The sequence below is a fragment of the Microbacterium sp. genome, assembly GCF_052102115.1.
GTDB lineage: Bacteria > Actinomycetota > Actinomycetes > Actinomycetales > Microbacteriaceae > Microbacterium.
The window spans coordinates 12,356-16,486 of record NZ_JBQDVP010000054.1 but is presented as its reverse complement, the minus strand read 5'-3'; the positions used below and the strand labels follow the sequence as shown (position 1 = coordinate 16,486).

5 protein-coding genes are annotated in these 4,131 nt (G+C 70.3%); all 5 read left to right on the top strand.

The window, feature by feature from the left end:
• Window positions 1–153 precede the first annotated feature (153 nt).
• The 5 genes from tsaB to ACTICP_RS13635 are packed head-to-tail and all read left to right on the top strand — an operon-like array spanning window position 154 to window position 4,048.
• Window positions 154–774 carry a tRNA (adenosine(37)-N6)-threonylcarbamoyltransferase complex dimerization subunit type 1 TsaB gene (gene tsaB / locus ACTICP_RS13655; RefSeq protein ID WP_441893248.1) on the top strand — a complete coding sequence of 207 codons (621 nt, stop codon included), beginning with the start codon at window positions 154–156 and terminating at the stop codon, window positions 772–774.
• A complete protein-coding gene (gene rimI / locus ACTICP_RS13650; protein ID WP_441893246.1) occupies window positions 774–1,220 on the top strand; it encodes a ribosomal protein S18-alanine N-acetyltransferase in 447 nt (148 codons plus the stop codon). Before tsaB ends, rimI begins: the two co-directional genes overlap by 1 nt.
• The gene (gene tsaD, locus ACTICP_RS13645) at window positions 1,217–2,311 is read left to right on the top strand and encodes a tRNA (adenosine(37)-N6)-threonylcarbamoyltransferase complex transferase subunit TsaD (protein ID WP_441893244.1); all 1,095 of its coding nucleotides are present in this window, start codon (window positions 1,217–1,219) and stop codon (window positions 2,309–2,311) included. The genes rimI and tsaD overlap by 4 nt, the downstream gene beginning before the upstream one ends.
• Complete coding sequence (locus ACTICP_RS13640) at window positions 2,308–2,859, top strand: hypothetical protein (RefSeq protein WP_441893242.1); 552 nt, start codon at window positions 2,308–2,310, stop codon at window positions 2,857–2,859. Before tsaD ends, ACTICP_RS13640 begins: the two co-directional genes overlap by 4 nt.
• 4 nt (window positions 2,860–2,863) lie before the next feature.
• Window positions 2,864–4,048, top strand: a complete 1,185-nt coding sequence (locus ACTICP_RS13635) for a hypothetical protein (RefSeq protein WP_441893240.1) — start codon at window positions 2,864–2,866, stop codon at window positions 4,046–4,048.
• Window positions 4,049–4,131: the final 83 nt, after the last annotated feature.

The following is a 4,131-nucleotide window of genomic DNA, read 5'->3' as shown; positions in this document are numbered from 1 at the left end:
TCGCTCAACGCCCGGCGGGCTGCGGCGCCTCTTTGTTGGTCGTTGAGCGACGAGCGCAGCGAGAAGACGAAACGGGTTGAGCGAGCGGAGCGAGACGAAACCACCGCGCCCCGCCAAAAGCCGGTTCCACGTCGACCCGACTACCCTGGAAAGGTGATTCTCGCCGTCGACACCTCGCTGGGGTCGGCCGTCGCTCTCCTCGATGCCGACGGTCGTGCGCTGGCCGACGCATCCAGCCCTGATCCGCTCGGCCACGCCGAGGTCATCGGCACGCTCCTGCAGCGCGCGCTCGCGGATGCCGGAAACGAAGAAGTCACCCACGTCGTCGCGGGCATGGGCCCCGGCCCGTTCACCGGCCTGCGCATCGGCATCGCCACCGCCCGCGCATTCGCGCTCGGCCGCGGCATCCCGGTCGTCCCGGTTCCCAGTCACTTCGCCCCAGCCCTCGCGGTGATCCAGGCGGATGCCCCCGAGACTCCGTTCGCGATCGTCACCGATGCCCGCCGCCGCGAGGTTGCGATCAGTCTCTTCGACGGGCTGGATGCCGACGGCATCCCGAATCTCGTCGAACCCACCGTCCTCGTGCCCCGAATCGACGCGGACGACCGGCTGCGCGGCATCCACTCGATCGAGGTGGCGACCCTCGATGCCGCGGCCCTCGGCAGGGTCGGCATCCGTGCCGCGCGTGGCGGGCGCGAGCTGACCGGGCCCGAGCCGCTGTACCTGCGCCAGCCCGACGTCACTGTCCCGGGCGCGCCGAAGCGGGTGAGCTGATGGCGATCCGCACCGCGACCTCCGCCGATCTCGACGCGATCATGGCCATCGAGAACGCGTCGTTCCCGTCCGACGCGTGGAGCAGCACGGCCATGGCCGCCGAGCTCGTCAGCGACTACAGCCACTACCTCGTCGACGAAGAGGATGGCCGGGTCGTCGGGTACGCCGGGCTCCGCGCGATTCGGGGGAACGCGGATGCTGATATCCAGACCATCGCGCTGATCGAAGCGCACCGGGGGTCCGGGCGCGGGCGGGCGATGCTGCGGGCTCTGCTGGCCGAAGCATCCGCCCGCGGCGCGCGCGAGGTGTTCCTCGAGGTGCGCGCCGACAATCCGTCGGCCGAGGGACTGTACCTGTCCGAGGGGTTCGAAGAGATCGGCCGCCGCCCGCGCTACTACCAGCCCGACGACGTGGATGCCATCGTGATGAAGGTGAAGCTGCGATGAGCGAACCGCTGGTGCTCGGCATCGAGACGAGCTGCGACGAGACCGGCATCGGCATCGTCCGCGGCCGCACGCTGTTGTCGAACACGATCGCCTCGAGCATGGACGAGCACGCCCGCTACGGCGGCGTCGTGCCCGAGGTCGCCGCCCGCGCGCACCTCGAGGCGCTCGAGCCGACCATCCATGCCGCGCTCGCCGAGGCCCAGGTGCGCCTGGAAGATCTCGACGCGATTGCCGTCACCAGCGGACCGGGCCTCGCCGGAGCCCTCATGGTCGGCGTCGGCGCAGCCAAGGGTCTCGCGGTGTCGCTGAACAAGCCGCTGTACGCCGTCAACCATCTCGTCGGGCACATCGCCGCCGACATCGTGACGCCGGACACCGACCCGCTGGAGTATCCGACCATCGCGCTGCTCGTCTCGGGCGGACACACCTCTCTGCTGCACGTGCGCGACCTCACGACCGACGTCGAGCTGCTCGGCGAGACGATCGACGATGCGGCCGGCGAGGCGTTCGACAAGGTCGCACGCCTGCTGTCGCTGCCGTATCCGGGCGGGCCCGAGATCGACCGAGCCGCGGTGGACGGCGACCCGAAGGCGATCCGCTTCCCCCGCGGACTCTCCAAGCCGCAGGATCTCGTCAAGCACCGCTACGACTTCTCGTTCTCGGGACTCAAGACCGCCGTCGCCCGCTGGGTCGAGCGCAGCGAGGCGTCGGGCGAGCAGGTGCCGGTGGCTGATGTCGCCGCCAGCTTCCGCGAGGCCGTCGTCGACGTGCTCGTGACGAAGGCGCTCGCCGCCTGCGCAGACCTGGGTGTGCCACGGTTGCTGCTCGGCGGGGGCGTCATCGCCAACCGGAGACTGCGCGAGGTCGCCCTCCAGCGCGCAGCGGATGCCGGCGTGACCGTGCGCATCCCGCCGCTAAACCTGTGCACCGACAACGGCGCGATGATCGCCGCGCTCGCCGCCGACCTCATCGCGTCGGGGCGCCGCCCCTCGACGCTCGCGTTCGGTGCGGACTCGACGCTGCCGGTCACCGAGATCCAGGTGGCCGAGATCCAGGTGGCCGAGCGTGCGGATGCTGGGGGAGACGCATGAGCGACCCGACAGAGCGCCCCGAATCCGAGCGGGTGTCTGAGCAGCCGTCTGAGCGGCGCGCCGCGCGCCGTGCTGGCTCTCCGCAGGCCGACCCGCCCCAGGTCGACCCGCCGAGCGTGGAGACGCCGAGCCCCGAAGTGGTGCACCCCGCCGATGCCGCCCGCGTGCCCGGCGCGCCGCGCGAGGGCTACACGCGGATGCCCACCGGCCCGGTCGGTCTCGCTCCGACCATCGCCAGCGGTCCGGACGACACCGCGGGCACGCCGACAGCCCAGTGGGCTCCGGCCGAGGAGCTGATCGTCGAGGACAACGCGCGCCTGGCACCGTGGGCGCTCGTCGCCGCGATCGTGGCGCTGATCGCGTCGTGGTTCGTGGGCTGGGGCATCCCGCTCGCCATCATCGCTGTGATCGCCGCGATCATGTCGTTGCGCCGCCCGGTCGAGAGCCGGTCGCTGGCGACCTGGGCGCTCGTGCTGGGCCTCGCCGCCACGATCTTCAGCCTCGGATGGCTGATCTGGGCGGCCATGCAGTTCGAGCAGATGGGATAGCCCGATGCCGCAGGCGGACGAATCAGCAGAACTGCGGATGCTGCGCGCCAAAGCCTATGGTCCAGGCGGCGGCCTGACGGCTGAGGAGCTCGCGCGGTTGCAGGAGCTCGAGGGGGAGGAGAGGCTTCGACGCTTCGACTCGCCACGCTCGCTCAGCGCCCGGCCCCACAGCGAGTCTGACCGGGTCGTTGAGCGAGCCGAAGGCCCCCCGCCGGTCGTTGAGCGAGTCGAAGGCGACCCGCGGGTCGTTGAGCGAGCCGAAGGCGAGACGAAACGGGTTGAGCGACCGGAGGGAGTCGAAACCTCCGAAGCCCCGCACCACCCCGAAGCCCCACCCGCCACCCCACGCCGCCGCTGGCCGATCCTGGCCGCAGCATCCGCCGCGATCCTCGCGATCGGCCTCGGCATCGGGTGGGGCATCTGGGGGTGGGACGGCGACGCATCCGCACTGGCCGCGGCCCACGGCGGCACGCAGGCCGAGCTCGAAGCCGGGGAGCGCTACGACCCGGGAACGATCGTCCCCCTGGCAGAGCAGTACGGCGTCGTCGTCTGGAGCGCCGACCGCTCCGACGGCGACGAGACCTGCGTGATCGTCACGGGTTCGACGACTCCTCGAGACGGGTGTGTTCCGACAGGCGGCCTGAAGGACTCGGTCTGGCCGAACGCGACCGCCACCGTGCCCGAGGGTGAGGAGAAGGCCGGTCAGCAGCTCAATGCCGGCCTCATTCCGACGCCGACGGGCGAGCTGGTGCCGTTCATCCAGGTGTGGGACCAGAGCCAGTCCGACTGGGAATCGCGGTACTCCGACGAAGAGCTCACTCAGTTGCGCGAGATCGAAGCGGCGGGGTATCAGCCCGAGCAGCTCAGCATCATCGGATACGACGGCGACACCGTGGTCTGGGGCACCTGGGAGACCGGACTCCTCTGCATCATCGTTCCCATCAATGACGCGCTCGCCGAGCAGTGCGCGGCCGATGCTGACAGCGACGTCGAGCTCACAGCATCCGCCGGAGGAATCGTGACCGAATATCACGTCACGCAGAGCACCATGCGGCCCCCGCAGCTCACCGTCATCAAGCACGCGTCGGCGGACGCCCGCTCGGAGTACTACTACGGCAACCCCGATGAGCCGATGTTCGACGATCTCGTCGACGACTTCCCCGCGATAGACGACAAGACCGGCGAATAGCGCGAGATGCGAGAAGGTTTTCGCGGGTTCGGTGCCCGCTCCAGCCGCGAAAACCTTCCTGCCTGATCGAGCGACGCCCGCCT

Bases quoted from the DNA above. Each gene is read 5' to 3' on its own strand.
- rimI (WP_441893246.1), top strand. From the start codon at position 774: ATGGCGATCCGCACCGCGACCTCCGCCGATCTCGACGCGATCATGGCC.
- tsaD (WP_441893244.1), top strand. From the start codon at position 1,217: ATGAGCGAACCGCTGGTGCTCGGCATCGAGACGAGCTGCGACGAGACC.
- ACTICP_RS13640 (WP_441893242.1), top strand. From the start codon at position 2,308: ATGAGCGACCCGACAGAGCGCCCCGAATCCGAGCGGGTGTCTGAGCAG.
- ACTICP_RS13635 (WP_441893240.1), top strand. From the start codon at position 2,864: ATGCCGCAGGCGGACGAATCAGCAGAACTGCGGATGCTGCGCGCCAAA.